Source organism: Actinophytocola sp. (assembly GCF_036002505.1).
GTDB lineage: Bacteria > Actinomycetota > Actinomycetes > Mycobacteriales > Pseudonocardiaceae > DASYTH01.
Map to the genome: position 1 here is coordinate 12,477 of NZ_DASYTH010000114.1, position 19,759 is coordinate 32,235.

Genomic DNA, 19,759 nt, shown 5'->3' on the forward strand with positions numbered 1-19,759 from the left:
GCGATCACGCTCAGTTGGCAAGCTCCTCGATCCGCCGCAGCACCGCGGCCCGGGACTCCTCCGCGGAGTAGGCCTGATCCTGCAGCCGGTTGAGAGTGGCCCGATAGCGCGCGATGTCATCGGGATCGTCGTGGTAGGTGCCGCGGATGCGGTCCTCGGTGTAGGCGACGCCCGGGTCGTTGGCCAGCATCGCCGGGAACGACAGCAGCACGAACGTTCCGGAGATCCCGGCGTGCATGCCGGCGGCGAACGGGAGCATGCGCACCGTGACGTTGGGGCGCTCGGCCAGCTTGAGCAGGTGGGTGAGCTGCTCAGCCAGCACGATGTCGTTGCCGGCCGGGCGGTGCAGCACCGACTCGTCGAGCACGGTCGTCACGGTGGGCGGGTCGGGATGCCGGGTGAGCACGTCCTGCCGGGCCATGGTCAGCTCCACCCGCTGGTTGACCACGTCGCCGGACACGTCCGGCTCGGCGGTGCGGACCACGTGCTCGGCGTAGCCGGGTGTCTGAAACAGCGCGGGAATGACCAGCGCGTCATAACTGTCGATCTTTTCCGCGATCGATTCGAGGCCCAGGTACAGGTCGAACCAGGACGGCGCGGCACCGGCGAACGGCGCCCACCAGTCCCGGCCCGTCCGGGCCGCGTCCAGCAGTTCGACAAAGGCCGGAATGCGGCCCTCGGCGCCGTAGTGCCGGAGCAAAAGCTCCAGCTCAGGCACTTTGGGGAGGTTCCTGGCCACCTCGAGATGGGTGATATGGCTCGTCGCGCAGCCGGCCCGCCTGGCGACCTCGTCGCGCTTGAACCCGGCGGATTCCCTCAGCCTGCGGAGTTCGATTGCCACATAACGTTTGAGCACGGTCGGGCTTGGTGCGACCACCGAGAGGTCCGTCCTTCCTGTTCGCCCCGACACCACCCCAAGCACACCACCTAATCACCTAATTGTGATGTGCGGCCGTTCCGTTACACCGTGTCACAGCGTAACCTCTTACCTTGTAACGCGTTACGACGTACCGACGTAGTCGTAGACCAAACGACCACCATAGTCCACTGGCAAGGTCCGGTGCACGCACCAGATCACAAGTTGATCGCTGATATCGACTGACCTGACGCCGAGCGCCACCAGCCCGGCGGCGAGCCAACGCGTTGCTCCCATCCCCTACCTGGGTCGCCGCCGCATACCCACACAACAGAAGCTCCGCTACTACGTGCGTCGTCACCGTGGCCGGCCAGCGAGTAGAGCTGGAGGCTGACGTGAGCCAAAACCCTGCCGCTCTGCCCACTAGCCGATCCACGGCAGCAGCTCAGCGGCCCGTCGACGGGTCGAGACTCGCCCTGTCGTTCGCGGTCCTGGTGGCCGTGCCGCTGCTCGCCCTGAACCTACGACCCGCGGTGACGAGCTTGGGCTCGCTGCTGCCGGACATCCAGTCACACACCGGAATGTCCGCCACCCTCGCCTCGGCGGTGGTGGCCGCACCGGTCTGGTGCTTCGCCGCCGGCGGGGTGCTGGCCTGGGCGTTACGCGTGCGGCTGGGCACCTCGCGGGCGGTCACCTGCGCGCTCGCCGTGCTGGCCGTCTCACTCGCCGCCCGGGTGGTGACCGGCCCGTTCCTGCTGCTGGCCGGCACGATCACAGCCTGCCTGGCGATCGCCGTGCTGGGCACCCTCCTCCCGGTGATCGTGCACAACGCCCCGGCGCGCGAGTGGGCCACGCTGACCGGCTGGTATGTGGCGGCGCTGGGCAGCGGCAGCGCGGTCGGGGCGCTGATCACCCCGCAGATCACCGGGCACACCTCGTGGCAGGTCGGGGCGAGCAGCTGGGCCCTGCTGGCCGGGGCCGGGTGGCTGGTCTGGCGGGTGGCCGCGCGGCGGATCTCGGACAAGCCGGTCGAGGAAGCCCGGCAGACCAGCCCGCTGACCCTCACCCCGGCCGGGACCGCCTGGTCCCTGACCATCCACTTCGGACTCACCTCGGGCGTCACGTTCAGCATCATGGGGTGGCTGCCGAGCATCCTGCTGACCCGGGCCCACGTGCCGCCGACGCACGTCGGGTGGTTGTTCACCATCGCCATGGCCCTGGGGGTTCCGGTGGCCCTGGTGGTGCCACGGTGGGCGCGCCGCGCCAAGCGACAGTCGGGCCTCGCTGTTGCGCTGGCCGCGCCCACCGTGGCGGGAGTGGCCGGGCTGCTGTTCGCGCCCACGCTCGCCCCGGTGCTCTGGGCCGTCGGGCTCGGCCTGGGCATGCCGGCGGTCGGCCTCGGGTTGACGGTGATCTCGTTGCGCGCCTGCCCGGCCACCGACACCGCGGCCGCGCTCTCGTCCATGGTGCAGGGATTCGGCTACGCGCTCGCCGGCGTCACCGCACTGGGCACCGGCCTGCTGCACAGCGCCACCCACTCCTGGGAGTGGCCGCTGGCCATCCTGCTGATCGTCCTCTGTGGACAGATCGGCACCGGCATCCACGCCGGCCGGGCCGTGGTCATCCACTCTCCGCCGCGAATTCCGGCCCAGCGCCGCAGCCCGGAGAGCACCGGCACCCGCCGCGGCCGTGGCCCGCGCGTGCAGGCCCACAACCCCGGCGCGATGACGATGACGAAGCACCCGAACTCCGGCGTGATGACGAAGTACCAGATCCCCCGCAACCAGATGGTGAGCGCCAAGATCTGGCTGCGGTAGCTCGCTTCACCCGTGGCCGGCGAACCCGAGGGCCTCGCGGGCGAGCGTCGGCCACGGGTGCGCGGACGCGGGATCGTGGCTGAGCCACTGTGCCCATGGCGCTCGCTCCGCTCGCGCGGTGATCGGCCGGTTTGTGCACCGACAGTCCCGCGAGGACCCGTGTCCCGATTAATCGTGCCGAGATATCCACTCATGTCGAAGGGTTGATTCCGGCCAATCTCGGCGAGGGTTAAAGAAGACAAATCAATGCTGCCCGGGCTGTCCGGTGGGCGAACACGGGTAGCGTGTCATGCGTGCATCGCCAGGAATGGCATCGGGACACGTTGCTCGGACACCTGCCCGCTCGGGTTCATGGTGAATTGCTCAACCTCGGGACGCCGGTGACGTACCGGCCGCGGCATCCGATGGTGCGGCAGGGAGAGGACGGGCGGCACGCATTGTTGCTGCTGGCCGGTGCGGCGAAGGTGGTGGTGCACACCGAGCTCGGCCGCGACGTGCTGGTCGCGTTCCGGTCGGCCGGGGACCTGGTGGGCGAGATGGCGGTGCTGGAGGACCGGCCGCGGTCGGCCAGCGTGATCGCGATGGGGCCGGTGCGCGCCCGGTTGATCCACGGGCAGGAGCTCACCGATCTGATGCGCCGCAATGGCGAGATCTGCCTGGCGATCGCGTGGATGGTGAGCGCGCGGCTGCGCTGGGCGGACCGGCGGCGGGTCGAGTTCGTGGCGCTGGAGGCGCCGTTGCGGATCGGCCGGGTGCTGGTCGACATCGTGTCCCGGTACGGCCGGGCGACGGTGGACGGGTGGGATCTCGGCATGTCGTTCAGCCAGACCGAGATCGCCTCGCTCGCCGGGGTCGCGCTCGGCACGGTGGAGAAGGCGCTGCAGACCATGCAGAGAGAGGGCCTGCTGCGCCGCTACTACCGGCGCATCGTGATCACCGATCTGGCCCGGTTGCAGAAGTTCAGCGGGGTGGAGCCGGACACCCCGTACTGATCCGGGGTTGCTCGTGCAGAAAAGCCGGAGAGTATGCGCGTGGCCGCAGAACGTGCGAGCGACGCCGCGCTGATCCGCCGGTTCCGGGCGAACTCCAGCGGGCACTCGCCGCGCTGGTGGCGGCCGGGTCTGAGCGGCGGGAGCGCCCGGACCTGGCCGCCTGCTCGCCCGGACGTCGCGGCCCCGCACGAGGACACGTTCCACCGGCTCCACCCGTGCCACCGCTTCCGCCGACCCCGCCGCAGGCCGGGGAACCAACACTGCCCGACAACCCCGGTACCGGCGGCGGAGCAGACACCGGTGGGGGCGACACCGGTGGCGGTGTGAACGGTGGTGGAGAAGGGGGTGGCGGCCAGGATGAACCGCCACCCCCGCTGCCACCCCGCTGAGGCTCGATGTTCACGCGGGCGGCCTGCTACGACCCCGCCGGCATCCCGCTCGCCGTGGCGGTCCGGCGCAGGCCGTAGCCGAACAGGCCGCCGGTCGCGGTGCCGGCGACCAGCAGATCCGCTCCGGGCAGGGCAAGGCAGGTGGCCACCGCCGGCAGCCCGGCGTACACCACGCCGTCCGGGCTCCACACCCGCACGGTCCGGTCGGCCGCCGCGGTGATCACATGGTGGCCGTCGAACGCCACCGCCGTGACCGGTCCACTGTGGCCTTCCAGGGTTCGCTCGGGCTCACCGGTGCGCAGATCCCAGACCGCCGCGGTGCCGTCGTCGGACACGGTCACCGCCCGCGGGCCGGCCACGGCCACCCCGGTGACCGCGCCCTCGTGCCCGGCGAGCAGGTGCACCCGCTCGCCGGTCAGCGCGTCCCACACCCTGGCGGTCCCGTCCCGGGACGTGGTGACGAACCCGGCGCCGTCCGCGGTCACCGCGACCGCGGTCAGCTCACCGCGGTGCTCCGCGCAGATGTGCTCGAGCTTCCCGCCGGCCAGGCTCCAGATCCGGGCGGTGCCGTCGGCGGACCCGGTGATCACCTTGTCGGGTAAGGAGACCACAGCGCCGACCCGGTCCTCGTGCCCACGCAGGGTGTGCCGGAGCCGACCGGTGCCGGCGTCCCAGATCCGCGCCGTGCGATCCCAGGATGCCGTGACCGCAACGGATCCGTCCGGGGCCATGGCCACCGAGGCGACGTGGTCGTCATGCCCGGCCAGTGCGGACGAGCGTCGCCCGCCGGCCAGCTCCCACAGGCTCGCCGTGCCGTCCCAGGACCCGGTGACCACCGAGTCACCCGCCACCGCGGCGGCCGTGACCCGGTCCCGATGACCATCCAAAGTAGACAGCAAGGCACCCGTGGCGTCCCAGACCCGGGCGGTTCCGTCGTCGGAGGCGGTGACCAGCCGGCCGCCCGCGCACGGCAGCACGGCGTTGATCTTGTCGTGATGCCCGCCGGCCGCGTGCGGCGGACCGCCCGCGGTCAGGTCCCACACCCGCGCGGTGCCGTCGTGCGAGGCGGTCACCACCCGCCGGGCGCCGGGTGTGATCGCCACCGCGGCGATCCGGTCGTGATGCCCGGCCAGGGTCAGCGTGGCGGTGCCGGTGCCGAGATCCCAGGCCACGGCGGTGCTCCCGGCCGCCACGACCGCCCGGGTTCCCCTGGCGCTCAACGCGACCGCGGTGGGCGCGGCGCCGGAGGCGAGCGTGTGCAGCAGCCGTCCCGCGCACGGGTCCCAGATCTGCGTGCCGTCCTCACCGGACGCGCTGAGGAACACCTTCCCGGCCGGGCCGACGCCCAGGCCCAGCACCCGGTTGCCCGGCGTGGCCAGGGTTTCCAGTGGACGGCCGGTGCTCAGGCTCCAGATCCGCACGGTGCCGTCGCCGCTGGCGGTGACCGCCCGGCCGTCCGGCGTCAGCACCAGGTGCTCGATCCGGCCCTGATGCCCGCGCAGCACCCGGCGGAGCATTCCGGTGTGGACACTCCACAGCTGCACGGTGCGGTCCCAGGACGCGGTGACGGCGTGGCTTCCGGTGGCGGTGACCGCCGCCGCGGTGAGCGTGTTGTTGGCCACCGCGCCCTCGTGGACGAGCCGGCCGGTCTCCAGGTCCCAGACCCGGGCGATGCCGTCCTCGGCGCCGGTGACCACCCGGCTGCCGTCCGGCGACACGGCGAGGCAGGTGACCGGCGACTCGTGCCCGGCGAGCGTGTGGATGGGCCGGCCGGTGTCCAGGTCCCAGACCCGGGCGGTGGCGTCCTCCCCCGCGGTCACCGCGCGCATCCCGTCCGGGGTCACCACCACCGCGGTGACCGCCGCCTGGTGCCCGGTGAGCGTGTGCGTGAGCTGCGGTGAGACGGCCGCGCGGGCCCATCGCAGACCCAGGTGCGCCAGGCCGGCCCGCTCGAGATGTCCACCGAGGACGGACGCGAGCCCGGTGGCGCCGGTGCTGATGGCGTCGTGGTGCAGTTGCTGGCCGAACAGCCCGGGGAACCGCGCCGGGTCCCAGTCCCGCAGGTGGTGGGCCTGGCGCAGCAGCACCCGGTCCAGATCGCGGACGTCGGCGGCCCGCTCGGGCAGCGCGGCCAGCGCGTACATCAGGTCGGCGTGCAGGCCGTCCACCCCCGCCAGGGCCGCCTTCGCCTGCAGGAAGCCGGGATCCTCGATCAGCGCGTCGAGCCGGCGCCGGGCCTCGAAGACCTGCCGCGGGTTCTCCGCGGCCGCCACGGCCAGGGCGAGATGCGCCACGACGTGCTGGACCGCGTAGGTCTCCGGGCAGGCGTCCCAGGTGCCGGACCAGGTGTCCTGGATGCCGGCGGCGAGGCCGGCGTGCAGGGACGCGGCCGAGCGCAGCGGCAGCGTGTTCTCGGCCGGATCGAGCAGGAACTCCGCGAGCGCGCGGTGCGCCAGCCGGTACGGCACGTCCGGCGGCGACCCGGTCTCGTGCGCGGTCAGCGGCAGCAGCCGGCCCTGCGCGGCCCGGACCTGGTGCCGCTCCAGCCCGAGCAGCGCGCCGACCTCGGTCTCCCGCAACGGGGTCCGGGCCACGGCGAGCAGGCCGAGCACGTCGAGCAGCTCGCGGTCGCGGGCGTCGACCAGGCGCCACAACCGTTTCCGGTAGATGTCGGCCAGCGTTCGGGGCAGCGCCGGGATCTCCGGACCGAGCTCGGCGAGCGTCTCGACGGCCAGCAGGAAGTTGCCGCGCACGTGCCCGGCCACCCGCTCGGCGAGCCCGGGGTCGCCGGGCAGGTGCTCGGCCACGTACTCGGCGACGTCCTCGGCGCCGACCGCGTCCAGGTTGAGCTGCTCCACACCGTCGAGCGCGATGCGGACCTCGTGCTCGGGCCGCGCGGTGACCAGAATGCGGACCCCCTCCGGCAGCGCCGCTCCGGTCAGCCCGGCCAGCAGCCCGAGAATGCGGTTGCGGCCGTCGGCGTCGCGCGCCTCGTCGATTCCGTCGACGATGAGCAGAACGGGCGGCAGCCGCCCGCCGGCGGCGAGCCGTTCCAGCGGCCGGGCAATGGTGCGCAGAAATGCGTCGGCGGGCGCCTGATCACCGATCGTGAAACGGGCGCGGCCAAACGTGGGCCCGCCCGCGCCGGCCAGTTCTTCGGCAAATCCCGGAACCGCCCGGCCCAGACCGCCGGCCCAACTGCCGAGCAGCCCGCCCACCGCGATCGTGCCGGCGTTGTCCGCCGAACAGTAATGTTCGGCGCAGGCAAACCGCCGCCACTCCGGCCGCCGCGCGGTGGCGAGCCACGTGGCGACTTGCCGCGCCAGCACGGACTTGCCGGTCCCCATGCTCCCGGTCACGAACAGAATTCGGTTTTCCCGAGCGAGCCACGCGCTGATTCTGGCCAGCGCGGCTCGCCGTGGCACCATCCCCACCTCGCCCACACCGAGAGGTTAGTGCCGAAATCCGGCCAGGGACATATTGGCAAGCACCTGACATTTTACCAGGTGGACAGCGCCGCACCGGACAGCGATCATTGTCCGCTTGGAACCCCGGCCATTCCCATTCACAGTTGAATATGCTTGGCGGGTCTTTCGGCGCCTCGAATCTGGGGCGTCGAGGCATGCCCTGAAGGCGGCCATCAGGGCACTCAACGTCAGTCAGTGCCAGGAACTGACAGGTGGGGCCGGTGGGGTATCGGCCGGCGTCCTGTAGGACGCCTTCAGGACGTTCAATGACAGGAAGGGCCCCTTCAGGACATCAGGTCACCGAGGCATGCCATCTCCGCCCGAGCTGGGAGCGCTCCCCCATTCGGCCGTTGACAAGCGGCCTAGTGCTCGCAACCATCGTGGGGCTGGTTCTGGGAGCGCTCCCAGATGAGCCTCGTTGGTGCGGCGAAAGGACCCTGCCGTGAACCGATCCGCAGTGCGCGTCCTCGTGCTGACCGCCGTCACCGCCCTGTCCGGCGCCGGCGCTGTCGGCGTCGGGCAGGCCGAGGGCCCGGAGTTGATCCACAACGGTACGTTTGACAACGGCACCGCGCCCTGGTGGTGGACCGCCAGCGCACCGGCCAGCGTCGTGGACGGCAAGTTCTGCGCGCAGGTGGCCGGCGGCACGGTGAACCCCTGGGACGCCATCGTCGGCCACAACGACATCACGCTGCAGAACGGCGAGTCCTACGCGCTGTCCTTCGACGCCTCGTCCTCCGTTCCGGTGGGCGTGCTGGCCAAGGTGCAGCAGCAAACCGACCCGTTCACCGAACGGCTGTCCCGGCCGACCACCCTCGGCCCGGCCATGCAGCACTTCTCCTACACGTTCACGTCCAGTGTGGACAGTGCGATCGAGCAGGTGGCGTTCCAGATCGGCGGCAGCACCACGCCCTGGACCCTGTGCCTGGACAACGTCTCGCTGACCGGTGGCGCGCCGCCGCCGGTGTACGTGCCGGACACCGGCCCGCGGGTGCGGGTCAACCAGGTCGGCTACCTGGCGAAGGGTCCGAAGAACGCCACCCTGGTCACCGCCGCCACCGGCCCGTTGCCCTGGCAGCTCACGAACAGCGCCGGCACCATGGTGGCCAGCGGCAGCAGCACGCCTCGCGGCGTGGACGCGGCCTCCAACCAGAACGTGCAGAGCATCGACTTCACCGGCGTCACCGCGGCCGGCTCCGGCTACACCCTGACCGCGGACGGCGAGACCAGCTACCCGTTCGCCATCGGCGACGTGTACTCCCAGTTGCGCTCGGACTCCCTGCAGTTCTTCTACATCCAGCGCAGCGGCATCGCGATCGACGGCTCGCTGGTGGGCCAGCAGTACGCGCGGCCGGCCGGGCATGTCGGCGTCGCGCCGAACACCGGTGACACCAGCGTGCCGTGCCAGCCGGGGCTGTGCGACTACCGGCTGGACGTGCGCGGCGGCTGGTACGACGCCGGCGACCACGGCAAGTACGTGGTGAACGGCGGCATCGCGACGGCCCAGCTGCTCAGCACGTTCGAGCGGACGCTGACCGCGCGGCGGGTGAACGCCGGCGCGCTGGGCGACTCGACGCTGCGGGTGCCGGAGCGCGGCAACCAGGTCCCGGACGTCCTCGACGAGGCCCGCTGGGAGCTGGACTTCCTGATGCGCATGCAGGTTCCGGCCGGACAGCCGCTCGCCGGCACGGCTCACCACAAGATCCACGACGCGAACTGGACCGGGTTGCCGCTGGCGCCCGAGGCCGACCCGCAGACCCGCGAGCTGCACGCGCCGTCCACCGCGGCGACGCTGAACCTGGCCGCCACCGCGGCCCAGTGCGCGCGGCTGTACCTGCCGTACGACACCGCGTTCGGCAACCGGTGCCTCACCGCGGCGAAGACGGCCTACGCGGCGGCGAAGGCGCACCCGAGCCTGCTGGCCAGCGGAAGCGACGGCAACGGCGGCGGCGCGTACAACGACGACAACGTGTCCGACGAGTTCTACTGGGCCGCGGCCGAGCTCTACATCACCACCGGGGACAGTGCCTACCTGACCGACCTGCGTGCCTCGGCGTGGCACACCGGCGCGGACACGTTCGCGGCCACCGGGTTCAACTGGCCGAGCACCGCGGCGCTGGGCCGGCTCGACCTCGCGACCGTCCCGAACGGGCTCCCGGCCGCCGAGCGGGCCCAGGTGCGGAAGTCCGTGGTCGACGCGGCGAGCGCGTACCTGACCACGATCTCCGGCCAGGCGTACGGGCTGCCCATGCCGGGCGCGCGGAGCAGCTACTTCTGGGGCGCCAACAGCAACGTGATCAACAACGCGGTGGTGCTGGCGACGGCCTTCGACCTCAGTGGCGACGCGCGGTTCCGGGACGGCGCCGTGCAGAGCATGGACTACATCTTCGGCCGCAACGCCCTGAACCACTCCTACGTCACCGGGTGGGGCACGAAGACGCCGCAGAACCAGCACAGCCGGATGTACGGGCACCAGCTCAACCCGAACCTGCCCAACCCGCCGGCCGGCTCGCTCGCCGGCGGCGCGAACCCCGGGCTCGAGGACCCGTTCGCCGCCCAACTGCTCGCGGGCTGCGCGCCGCAGTTCTGCTACGTCGACGACATCCAGTCGTACTCGACCAACGAGGTGGCGATCAACTGGAACTCGGCGCTGGTGTGGATGTCCTCGTTCCTCGCCGACCAGGGCGACGGAACCGCGGTGCCGCCCGGCAAGTGCTCGGTGCGGTACAAGACGCTCGCCCAGTGGCCCGGCCACTTCCTGACCGAGGTGTCGGTGACCAACACCGGAACCCGGGAGCTCAACGGGTGGAACGTCGGCTGGGCGTTCGCCGACGCGCAGAAGATCGTGCTGGCGTGGAACGTGGACGCGCGGCAGGAGGGTGCCGCCGTCAGCGCCGCGAACAAGCCCTGGAACTCCCGGATCCAGCCCGGGCGGACCGTGACGTTCGGCTTCATCGCCGAACGGCCACTGGCCAACCCAGCGCCCGAGCTGTTCCGGCTCAGCGGATCGGCGTGCCCGTAACCGATCCGACCGGTGCCGGCGTGGTGGATGGGACGCACCACCACGCCGGCGCCGGTTAACCGGCCCACCGTGATCCGCAACCTGACCCGAGCCGCTACCGCGTACGGCAACACGTTCGGGTGGACCACCGCCATCGTCCGGGACGGCCTGGTGCTGCTGCTGACCGGCGACCGCGTCGGCGTCGCCATGCCGGCCGCCCTGGCCCACGACGTCGCCGCGGAACTGCGCCGCCGGGACAGCCGGGGCCCCACCCTGGCGCTGCCGGGACGGGAACCGCACTGGGTGTTCCTCGCCGACCTCAACGGAGCCATACCGCTGCAGGACAAGGCGCCCGACGGGGTGACGTTCGTGTCCAGCCCGCGGGTGCTCGCACTGCCGCCGACGTCCATGATGGACGGTCCGGTCCGCTGGGCGGTCCCCCCGGATCCCTGCCGCCGCTGGCTTCCGACCTTCGACGCGGTGCTGTGCGGGATCGCGTCCGCCACAGGAAGTATCCGCGACGCCTGAGAACTTCACGCGAACGTGTCAGCCCTATTCCTGGCTTCCAACACTTTTCCCCGACACCACAGCCCTAGTGTCGACCACATGTTCGCTGACGTTGATCAATCACCGCACCGTCCGGCCTTCGAAGGCTGCCGGCCACGCTCACGACTACCGGCGGGTCGGTCCACACCTCGGCTGGCGCGTACAGCATGATGAGGCGTATGACGACTGGGCTGACGCTCGTGTGCCCGGTGCGCGGCACCCTCAAAGTGACAGGCCTCAGTAGTGATGGTCTCACGCCGAGTGAGGAACTCATCCGAGTGGAGGCCATTCGACATCTGGTCTCGCTCGGCTACCCCAAAGAGCATTTCATGGTCGAGGTTGCCGTCAAACGCTTCGGCAACGCAGGTCGCAACAGCTTCCGCGCCGACTTCGCGGTACTGGACGAACCCGCCTCACCAGTACACCGAGAGAACGTCGACAAGCTGTTGGAGCACGCAATCGTACTTGCCGAAGTAAAGCGAGACAATTCCTCGGCAAAGAAAGCGAAAGAGTATCAGGTCGTGCCGATGCTCGACTTCGCCGTGCGGGACGACTGCGTAGCCCTGTATTGGGACTCGGTCGAGCAGCGCGTCTATTGGTTAACTCGTGAGCGAGGTATCAAGCAGCTGCATGAGGGGCCGCTGGCCGATCTTCCCGGGTTCGGTGAAAAGCCTGACGTTCGACGGCTTACCTACCAGACAATCGATCCCAACAAACCGCTACTCGAGGTCTTCCGCCGCATTGAGGACCTTCTTCATGGTGCATCCATTGGGCCACAACGGCGGTTCACCATCATGCTGCAGCTGCTACTGGCAAAGTTGTACGACGAACACAAAGCCCAGGTAGACACAACGACACCACTGCACATGCAGGATTTCGCAGCTCTCTCTGTGAGTCCAGGTGATGCCACACGTACCGTCGACGACCTCGTCAAGAGTTCATTGAAGTACTATCAAGCCTTCCTGCCTGAACGAGTGCCAAGCCAACTGAGGATAAGTCCAACATTACTTCTTGAGATTACCCGCATTCTGGCGCCCATCAAGATCACAGCTATGCGCCAGAGCGTGATCCAAGACTTCTACATGTACTTTGCAAAACATATCTACAAATGGGACCTCGCCCAGTACTTCACACCAACCTCTTTGACCGAGTTCATTATCGAAGTCTTGAATCCCCGCTTGGGAGAGCATATCAAGGACCCGGCGTGCGGAAGTGCGGACTTCCTGACTGCCGCGTTCCGGCGTGGTCAGGGCTGGCCAGACTATGCGAGCAGCATCTGGGGCGCAGACGTGTCGACAGAAGCTGTACAAGTCGCCGTCCTGAATATGATCTTGAATGGCGACGGCAAGACAAACATAAGCGAGGAGGACTCGCTCGCAAAGATCAGGAAAAATGCCGAGAGCTGCGACGTCGTCGTGTGCAATCCACCGTTTGGTTCCAGGATTGTTGAAAACAATCAGGAAACGCTGAGCAACTTTGACCTCGGCCACGCATGGGCCGAGGACAGAAGGGGCTGGAATCCAACCTCGACGGTGCTGAAGAAGCAGGAGAGCGGGATCCTTTTCGTCGAAGCGTGTGTCAAGCTACTTCGCCCAGGTGGCCGACTTGCAATTATTCTGCCTAATGGGTACCTCGGCAACAGGTCGGAAAAGTATGTGACATTGCGAGAGTGGCTCCTCAGACACACGCGAATAGGCACCATCGTCGCGTTGCCGAGATTCACTTTCAAAAGCTCCGGAGCTGACGTCTCCGCGAGCGTGCTTTTCTGCGAGAAGCGGCACGAGGTCTTGCGTGAGGCCGCAGAGTCGGAGGAATACGAGTACTGCGTCGAGGTAGCCGATCGTGTGGGCTGGAAGACGGGCGATAAGCGTGGACAGGTAGTCCACCGTCGCGACCCCGTCGATGGTACCTACCTTGTAGGCGAAGATGGGCAGCTTATTCTTGACAGCGACTTCCCAGCGATTCTCCGACGTATCCGTGTCAGCAGTGCCGTCACATATTCGCCATGGATTGTCACCGGGCTGGGCGCCGCCGAACAGGTGAGCGACCCCGGTTGGACCGTCTCAATTCGCTCCGTCACCAAGGATCATTACCTCACGATCGACCCCAAGCGTCATTGCAGAAAGTTCACCCAGGTTCGGACCGAGATCGAGGGCAGCGCCCACTTCCGACTCGGCGATGTGGTCGATTTCATTCCCGACAAGGTATCCAGTGACGGCACCCCGACTAGCATCAAACCAGCCTGCCTCTACAAGTATGTAGAAATCAAGGACGTCGAAGTCGGAACGCACCGGTGGGTGACTAAACGAGGCTGGGATCTGCCGGACCGTGCCCAACACCACGCCGAGCTCGGCGATATCTACATCGGCAGTATTCGAAATAGCGTTCGAAAATGGTTTCTCGTAGGTGCCGGCGCGGATCAGTTGATCGTGACGAACGGCATGCACCGAATGCGCTTGAAGCCCGGTTTCGAGGACTACTTGCTCGATCTAGCGATCGGCCTTTCGTCCGAAGCATACCGAGTTCAGATGAGAGGTTTGGCTCGAGGCGCAGACGGGCTCGCCGAGATTTCCATTGAGGATGCGGCAACAGTCTTGTTCTCCCGCGTGGTGGCACCAGCGACACGGAAGGAATTGGCACCTTATGTCGAACAGTTGTCGAATGGTATGACAACCCTTGAAGCCAAGATCGATTCGCTGTCCGCAGACGGAAGACTGGGCCTACCCGACCCTCCACGCCAACCGGATCACACTGCTCTTGTGTAGGCCGGCAGTGCGAGACCTCCCGGCGGGGGATGCGCGCTCCGTAACTGCCGTTCCCGACGTTACTGGATGCGTTAACGTGGTGTTCCCGTAGGGGCGCGTTCCCGCCGGAGAAGCAGGCGGCGCCCCAGCGGCGCGCCTACGAATGAGGCGGGCGGAGGACCTCGCTGGCCAGCCGTGCTGCCGGTGCAGATGGTCACCTGACACGGTGGACCGGGAACTGGCGTACCACGACGGCGAACGTCGCCAGACTCAGGCCATGCCCAGCCGGACGAGGCGCTGATCCACGTAAGCCAATCGGGGCGCCACGAGGCCGACTTAGACCGGTAATTATACCGATGCGCATAGTGACCATGCGGCCGAACAATCCCAGTCGTCACTGCCGTTACCCGCAAGTAGGGAGTACGACGACGTGCAACCACTGAGCATCAAGGCAACTGTGAGCCGGGCCGCCGCGGCGACCGTGCTGGCCCTGGGTCTGGTCACCGCCGGGAGTCCGCAGGCGGCTGCAGCCGACAACCCGTTCCAGCGCGGCCCGGACCCCACGAACACCAGCATCGAGGCGACCAGCGGGCCGTTCGCGGTCACCCAGGCGACGATCACCAACCCGCGCGGCTTCGGCGGCGGGATCGTCTACTTCCCGACCAGCACCGCCGAGGGCACGTTCGGTGCGGTGGCAATCGCTCCGGGCTTCACCGAACGATGGTCCGTGATGTCGTGGCTCGGCCCGCGGCTCGCGTCGTTCGGCTTCGTGGTCGTGGGCATCGAGACCAACTCGACCCTCGACCAGCCCAACTCGCGCGGAACCCAGCTGCTGGCCGCGCTCGACTGGGCGGTGAGCAGCAGCCCGGCAGCCAGCCGCATCGACCGCGACCGGCTCGCCGTCGCCGGTCACTCCATGGGCGGCGGGGGCACACTGGCCGCGGCCAACACCCGACCGACGCTGCAGGCCGCGATCCCGCTGGCCCCGTGGCACACCACGAAAAGCTGGCCCGGCGTGCAGGTGCCGACACTGATCATCGGCGGTGAGTCGGACACCGTCGCGCCGGTCGCGCAGCATGCGGAGCCGTTCTACACCAGCATTCCGGGCTCCACCGAGAAGGCGTACCTGGAGCTGAACAACGCCGGCCACAACTTCACCCGGAGCCCGAACGTGCCGCAGGCCCGGATCATGATCTCCTGGCTGAAGGCGTTCGTCGACAACGACACCCGCTACCTGCAGTTCCTCTGCCCCGGCCCGGCTCGGGACAACGTCGTCACCGAGGAGTACCGGAACACCTGCCCACTCACTGTCTGACACAGGCGGGGGTGCGGTGAATGCGTCCTTCCTCGCACCAGGCGTGCGGAAGGACGCATTCACCACCCTTCCCATTCCGTAACCGGAGCGCAACACTGTGTCTATGCAAGCGAGGGTTCTGCACAACGAGGCCCGTGATAGCGCTGGCAGCGTGTTCGGCGGGGCGGTTGCTCGCGGTGGGCCAGCATGCCGTCCGGTGCTCGGTCCGTGGCCGAGTTCGCAGAGCTGGTCACCGGTCCGACCGCTCGGGCAGACCATCCTCTGCTCCGCCCCCACCCGCTCATCGTGGCGCTCCGCGCCGCAGTGCCCAAAGTGCCTACCCTCGCTGGTCGGAACGAGCACCGCCCGGCGGCCCACCACTCCCAACCGCGATTGTGCATAACCCTCGGGGCAACATGGCCGTTCCAGTCGGGCGCGACACTGAGCTGGCGACCGCGCGAGACGCACTCGACCGGGCGAGAGCCACCCAGGGGGCGGCCCTCGCCGTGCTCGCCGAGTTCGGCATGGGCAAGACCGCGCTGCTGGACGCCGTCCGCCACGAGGCAACCGGTTTCCGCGTGATCGAGACCTGCGGGGTCGACGCCGAGGCCGGGCTGCCGCTCGCCGGGCTGCACCGCCTGCTCCAACCCCTCGCCGGCCATGTCGCCGCGCTTCCCCGGCGGCAGGCCGAGATCCTCGACCGCCTCGAGCCCGGGAACACGTTCACCCTCTACACCGCGGTGCACCGGCTCCTGGTCGAGGTGTCGCGGGACGACCCGCTGCTGTGCCTGGCCGACGACGCGCACCGGCTCGACCCGGTCTCGGTGGAGGCGCTGGCCTTCGCGGCCCGGCGCCTGGGCACCGAGCGGGTGCTCATGATGTTCGGCGCCGAGCCCGGCGGCGACGAGCTGCTCACCGGCATTCCGCGGCTGGTGCTGGGCGGCCTGGACCGCACGGCCAGCCGGCAGCTGCTGGCCCGGCACTGTCCACAAGGGATCTCCGAGGACCTGGCCCAGGACCTGCTGGAGCTCGCCGGCGGCTGCCCGCTCGCCCTGGTCGAGCTGGCCGGCGCGCTGACCCCCGGGCAGCTCTGCGGCGAGGCGCCCGCACCAGCCGGCCTGCCCCCGAGCAGCCGGCTGAGATCCTTGCTGCGCCGGCGTTTCCTGCGGTTGTCCGGCGACGCACGCTCGCTCGTGCTGATGGCCGTGCTGGACGACCGGCTGGAGGTGGACACGCTGGCCCGGGCCGCGATCCGGGCCGGCATCGATCTGCGCGCCGTGGAGGAGGCCCGGTCCGCCGGCCTGCTCCGGGTCGACGGGGACACCGTCGACGCGCCGAGCCCGCTGGTCCGGACCGCGCTCGCGGCCGAGGCCCCGCTGGCCGAACGGCAGGCGGCGCACCGCTTGCTGGCCGGCGCGCTCGACCCGGAGCAGCAGCGGCTGCGCTGGACCTGGCACCGGGTGGCGCTGGCCGGCGAGCCGCGACACCGGCTGGCCGACCGGCTCGACGCGGCGGCCGGCGCCGCGCGGCTGACCGGGGACTACGCCGGCTCGGCCCGGGCCTACCAGCGCGCCGCCGAACTCACCGCGCAGCCGGAGGCCAAGGCGCTGCGGCTGATCGCGGCCGCCACCGACTCCTCGCTCGCCGGCCACACCCGGCACACCCGCGCCCTGCTCCGGGCGGCCCGGCCGCTGGCCGTGACCGACGAGCTGCGCGGCCTGACCGACCTGCTGCACGGCGAGGTCGAGCTGCGCGACGGCCTGCCGGCACTGGCCACCGAGATCCTGATGAACGCGGCGAACGCGCTGACCCGGTCGCACCGGACCCTCGCCATCACCGCGCTCATGCTGGCCGCCGACGCGAGCTGCCTGGCCGGCAACTACCAGCAGTACATCGCGGTGGCCACGCGGGCCGCGGAGCTGCGCCGGCCGGACGAGCCGCCGGCCATCCGGCTCATGTTCGACCACCTCGCCGGGATGGCCGCCACCTACGCGGGCCGGCACGAGGAGGCGGTGGCGGCCCTGCACAACGTGGTCACCCTGGCCGAGATCACCGACCACCCGATGTCCCAGATCTGGGCCAGCGAGGCCGCCTACACCCTGGGCGACGCGGTGCTCGCGCAGGAGCTGTCCACCCGGGCGGTGAGCGCGGCCCGGGACCGCGGTTTCGCCATCCTGCTGCCCTGGGCGTACGTGTACCTGTCGCTGTCCGCGCTGCTGCACGACCGGCACCTCACCGCGATGGCCAGCTCGCTGGAGGGCATGCGGGTGGCCGGCGCGATCGGTCAGCGCAACGGCGTGGTCGGCCACCTGAGCATCCTGGCGCTGGCCGCCGCCCTGCTCGGCGACCGGGAGACCGCGCTGGTGCGCTGGGACGCCGCCGCCAGCGAGTCGCGCCAGCGCGGCCTCGGCCGGTCAGGCGCGGTGTCGACGTGGGCGGTCGCCTGTGCGGACCTGGCCGACGACCGGCCGGCCGACGCGCTGGACCGGCTGCGGCTGATGGCCGCCGGCACCGGGTACCTGCACCCGGCGATCCGGGCCATGGCCGCGCCGCACTTCGTCGAGGCCGCGGTGCGCTGCGGGGAGCGGGACAAGGCCGCGCAGGCGCTGGAGATCTTCGACCACTGGGCCGGCGCCACCGGCAGCACCCCGCGCCTGGCCCAGTCGCACCGCTGCCACGCGCTGCTGGCCGGAAGTGCCCCCTCTGCCGACGAGCACTTCCGCGAGGCGATCCGGCTGCACCGGGCCAGCAACACCGCGCTGGAGCTGGCCAAGACCGAGCTGTTTTACGCCCACCAGCTGCGCCGCACCCGCAAACCCCGGGCGGCGCGGGAGCACCTGCGGGACGCGCTGAAGATCTTCCAGGAGTACGAGGCGGAGCTGTGGGCCGAGCGCACCCGGGCCGAGCTGCGGGCCGCCGGTGAGACGGTCGGGCCGGTGGCCGCGCGGGGCGGCGCATCCCTGACGCCGCAACAGGAACAGATCGCGGCGCTGGTGGCCGAGGGTGCGACGAACCGGGAGATCGCCGCGCAGCTCGTGGTCAGCCCGCGGACCGTGGACCACCACCTGCGCAACATCTTCGCCAAGCTCGGCGTGCGCTCCCGGGTCGAGCTGGCGGCGCTGCTGCGTTAGTCCCAGAGCATCCGGGCGATCCTGCGCACGCCCGGGTCCTCCAGCACGGACGGCGCGGCGTCGGCTCCGGATCTGGCCGTACCGCCGATGCGCGACCTGGCCCGGCTGCCGGCCGCCGTGGACGTGTTGACGTCGGTGATCGGCCCGAACGTCAAGATGATGCAGTCCATGCTGTTCATCAAGTCCGCCGGCAAGCCCGGCCAGGCCTGGCACCAGGACGAGGCGCACATCCCGACCCGGGACCGCTCACTCACCGCCGTCTGGATCGCGCTCGACGACGCGACCAAGCCTCCGGTTTCGGTTACGACCCCAACGATGCCGTGCCCGTGGAGATCTCCGCCGGCACCCGCCGCGCACTGGTCAACCACTACATGAGCGCGGAGTCCCTGCTCCCCTGGTTCCCGCCCGGACCGACCGACACCATGGCCCTCCTCGACCACCGCGACATCGAACTGATCGCCGGAGCCGACCCCTACGCCCACACCTACGCCCCGACGGCGACGGCGGCTGCGTGCGCCGGCAACCCTCGTGATCACCAGGTACCCGACCGCGACGCCCGCCACATCGTGTGCTCCCGGCTCACCGCCTCCTCGGCGTCGTTCACCTCACGCGCCCAACTCTCCTCGTCGGCAACGGCCGCCAACCGCCCCCGCGCGATCACCAACTCCTCAGCCGCGAACGTGTACGCCCGCGCCAGCGTCGAGTGCTGCCGCGTCCCCGACCACGCCGCCCCAGCCGCAACCATCGTCGCCAGCACCCCCGCAAGATCAATGTCGAGGATCCCCGCCACCCGACCCAGCGCCACGAGAACCCCCACCACCTCAACCCCGACCAGAGCGGCCCGCCACCATCGCGCCCGCGCCTCGTTCAGGGCGGCCCGCGACGCGTACCAGTCCCGCTGCGCCCCCACCCGCCCGGCGAGGTAAGCCGCCCTACGCACCTCAAGGTCGCTCCCCCGCAACCCCCGCATCGCCTCCGTCACCTCGGACCGCGCAGCACCCACCACCTCCCGAGTCTGGACATCCCCGAGCAGCCTCTCCGACTCCCCCACAAACCTGCGCTCAACCTCAACTTCATCCCCGATCGCGAACGGCAGCCCAGCCACGCTGTACCGCCATGCCAGGCTCTTCGCCGACTCCGCCACCGCGCGGCCGTCGTACCAGACCTCTTCCGGGCGGCGCGCGCGGAGTCGCAGATCGATCAGCAGCATCGCGGCGAACACCACCGCGACTGCGACGGCGGCGGTCTTCCAGGTGACCAGGGCCAGGCCGGCTGCGACGACGGCCAGGAGGAGGCGGAGGCGGACGCCGTGGACGTACTCGCGCTGACCGTGCATCGAGGCGGTATCGGCCGCGGTGAACAGTGCGGGTAGGTCGTCGTCCTGTAGGCCTCGGTTGAGCAGGTCCATCCGGCGAGTCAAGTCTTGGGGGCGGTGGAAAGCAACTCAACACACGGGGAGGGTGGTTCGGCGTTCCGGGCGCCTCCCGCTCTTGGCAGGTGATGGTCACCTTTCTAAAACATT

General features: G+C 69.9%; 13 protein-coding genes. 9 read left to right on the plus strand and 4 right to left on the minus strand.

Annotated elements, in window-relative coordinates:
• Nucleotides 1–10: 10 nt before the first annotated feature.
• Nucleotides 11–877 carry a helix-turn-helix transcriptional regulator gene (locus tag VGR06_RS09210; RefSeq protein ID WP_327558563.1) on the minus strand — a complete coding sequence of 289 codons (867 nt, stop codon included), beginning with the start codon at nt 875–877 and terminating at the stop codon, nt 11–13.
• Between the two features lie 374 nt (nt 878–1,251).
• Between VGR06_RS09210 and VGR06_RS09215 the strand changes: the two genes are divergently transcribed.
• The 3 genes from VGR06_RS09215 (at nt 1,252) to VGR06_RS09225 (ending at nt 3,992) form a co-directional block, all read left to right on the plus strand.
• Nucleotides 1,252–2,673 carry an MFS transporter gene (locus tag VGR06_RS09215; RefSeq protein WP_327558564.1) on the plus strand — a complete coding sequence of 474 codons (1,422 nt, stop codon included), beginning with the start codon at nt 1,252–1,254 and terminating at the stop codon, nt 2,671–2,673.
• Nucleotides 2,674–2,966: 293 nt separating this feature from the next.
• Nucleotides 2,967–3,665 carry a Crp/Fnr family transcriptional regulator gene (locus VGR06_RS09220; protein ID WP_327558565.1) on the plus strand — a complete coding sequence of 233 codons (699 nt, stop codon included), beginning with the start codon at nt 2,967–2,969 and terminating at the stop codon, nt 3,663–3,665.
• A gap of 39 nt (nt 3,666–3,704) precedes the next feature.
• A complete protein-coding gene (locus VGR06_RS09225; protein ID WP_327558566.1) occupies nt 3,705–3,992 on the plus strand; it encodes a hypothetical protein in 288 nt (95 codons plus the stop codon).
• 88 nt (nt 3,993–4,080) lie between these two features.
• Here the strand turns inward: VGR06_RS09225 and VGR06_RS09230 are convergent, their stop codons facing one another.
• Nucleotides 4,081–7,482, minus strand: a complete 3,402-nt coding sequence (locus tag VGR06_RS09230; RefSeq protein ID WP_327558567.1) for an NACHT and WD40 repeat domain-containing protein — start codon at nt 7,480–7,482, stop codon at nt 4,081–4,083.
• A 481-nt stretch (nt 7,483–7,963) separates the two neighbouring features.
• On the opposite strand from VGR06_RS09230, the gene VGR06_RS09235 reads away from it, so the two are divergent.
• The 5 genes from VGR06_RS09235 (at nt 7,964) to VGR06_RS09255 (ending at nt 18,237) form a co-directional block, all read left to right on the plus strand.
• Nucleotides 7,964–10,543: a glycoside hydrolase family 9 protein gene (locus tag VGR06_RS09235; protein WP_327558568.1), complete on the plus strand. Its 2,580-nt coding sequence runs from the start codon at nt 7,964–7,966 to the stop codon at nt 10,541–10,543.
• A 27-nt stretch (nt 10,544–10,570) separates the two neighbouring features.
• Nucleotides 10,571–11,050 carry a hypothetical protein gene (locus VGR06_RS09240; RefSeq protein ID WP_327558569.1) on the plus strand — a complete coding sequence of 160 codons (480 nt, stop codon included), beginning with the start codon at nt 10,571–10,573 and terminating at the stop codon, nt 11,048–11,050.
• A gap of 197 nt (nt 11,051–11,247) precedes the next feature.
• Entirely contained in the window at nt 11,248–13,833 is a 2,586-nt protein-coding gene (locus VGR06_RS09245; RefSeq protein ID WP_327558570.1) for an HsdM family class I SAM-dependent methyltransferase, read from the plus strand.
• 409 nt (nt 13,834–14,242) lie between these two features.
• Complete coding sequence (locus tag VGR06_RS09250) at nt 14,243–15,127, plus strand: alpha/beta hydrolase family protein (protein ID WP_414637208.1); 885 nt, start codon at nt 14,243–14,245, stop codon at nt 15,125–15,127.
• Between the two features lie 395 nt (nt 15,128–15,522).
• Nucleotides 15,523–18,237, plus strand: coding sequence for a LuxR family transcriptional regulator (locus VGR06_RS09255; protein WP_327558571.1), 2,715 nt, complete (start codon nt 15,523–15,525; stop codon nt 18,235–18,237).
• Here the strand turns inward: VGR06_RS09255 and VGR06_RS09260 are convergent.
• Nucleotides 18,234–18,407, minus strand: coding sequence for a hypothetical protein (locus VGR06_RS09260; RefSeq protein ID WP_327558576.1), 174 nt, complete (start codon nt 18,405–18,407; stop codon nt 18,234–18,236). The two genes, VGR06_RS09255 and VGR06_RS09260, sit on opposite strands and share 4 nt — an antisense overlap.
• Here VGR06_RS09260 and VGR06_RS09265 point away from each other — a divergent pair.
• Nucleotides 18,394–18,612, plus strand: coding sequence for a phytanoyl-CoA dioxygenase family protein (locus tag VGR06_RS09265; RefSeq protein WP_327558575.1), 219 nt, complete (start codon nt 18,394–18,396; stop codon nt 18,610–18,612). The two genes, VGR06_RS09260 and VGR06_RS09265, sit on opposite strands and share 14 nt — an antisense overlap.
• A 157-nt stretch (nt 18,613–18,769) precedes the next feature.
• Here VGR06_RS09265 and VGR06_RS09270 read toward each other — a convergent pair whose 3' ends face one another.
• Nucleotides 18,770–19,645 (minus strand): DUF4231 domain-containing protein, encoded by an 876-nt coding sequence (locus tag VGR06_RS09270; protein WP_327558572.1) that lies wholly within the window; start codon nt 19,643–19,645, stop codon nt 18,770–18,772.
• Nucleotides 19,646–19,759 lie beyond the last annotated feature (114 nt).